The sequence below is a fragment of the Streptococcus sp. DD11 genome (assembly GCF_001578865.1).
In the GTDB taxonomy this organism is placed as follows: Bacteria; Bacillota; Bacilli; order Lactobacillales; family Streptococcaceae; genus Streptococcus; species Streptococcus panodentis.
Genome location: NZ_KQ969396.1, coordinates 191,428 through 192,526, shown reverse-complemented (window position 1 = coordinate 192,526; position 1,099 = coordinate 191,428). Strand labels below are relative to the sequence as shown.

The 1,099-nt window shown below is 44.4% G+C and carries 1 protein-coding gene; it reads left to right on the top strand.

What is annotated here, in order from left to right; translation table 11 throughout:
* Window positions 1-889 (top strand): 2-dehydropantoate 2-reductase N-terminal domain-containing protein (locus tag STRDD11_RS10305; RefSeq protein ID WP_128837327.1); only part of this gene is annotated, 889 nt, incomplete at its 5' end.
* Window positions 890-1,099: the final 210 nt, after the last annotated feature.

Here is a 1,099-nt window from a genome sequence, read left to right as displayed (position 1 = left end):
GTTACTGTCTCAGCAACATCAGGTCACTGTCTTGGTTAGAGAGCATAAGCTGTCGGCTTTTGAACATGGTTTCAACCTTTCTATTAAAGATTTAAGGAAAAATGATCGGCTTTACAAAGCACATCACTTTCAGCCTGCATTGGTGACGAGCATTGCTCAAGACTATGATCTGATTCTCTTAGCAGTCAATAGTTCGCAGCTAGAGCAAGCTTTGCAGCAGTTGGCAGCTGCAAAGGGAAAAGCTCATTTACTCATTTTACAGAACAACTGGGCAATCAAGTCTAAGATTCCTTCTGATTTGGATAGAAAGCAGGTTACGCTGGCTTTTCCTTCTTCTGTCGGAGGAGGACGCAGGAGCAATGGCCAGGTCCGAGCTATTATTTTTAAAGCGCCTACTTTACTAGATGATGATGCTTACCAGTCGGAGCTGGCTCCTATCTTCACAGCGAGCGGGATTGGCATCAATGTGATGCCTGACTTGGCTTCTTGGATGAAGGTTCACTGTCTTCAGGAGGCAGTAATGGCTGGTGCAGTTGCAGAAGCAGGGACTTTTGAGGCACTCTTGAAAGATAAAAAGGCAATTCGAAAGATGATTGGCGCTTGGCGAGAAGGTTTGGAACTCTGTCAGCGATACGGCATTCCCAAAGCTCGTTACAAACCGACTAAATATCTATCGCTGCCTCTCTTTCTGTTGGTTCCGGCAGTGAAGTCCATGCTGAGTCAGCCCTTGATTGCAGAAATGGTCACAAATCATATGCAATCAGGTTATGCTGAGTGGGCTGATCAATATTTTGAAATCAAAAGAAGTGCAGAAAAAGCAGGCATTAAGATGACACACTGGAATTCCTACAGCGGCTTTATCGACCAGTTTTTGAAAAAGAATCCTTGAGGCTGGGACGAAAGTCCTTCAGCCTCGCTTTGTTTTGGAAAAAACTCTTGACGCGGTAGCTGATTGCTCAAAAGCTCCAGTGGAGGTTTTGAGGTTATAGATAAAGCTTCTGAGAGGAAGCAACAAAAGCACTGCTTTGAGGTTGCGGATAGGACTTGCAAAGCAAGTCTCAACTTTGTTCGTTTTTTAGACTCCAAAAGTTCCTACATT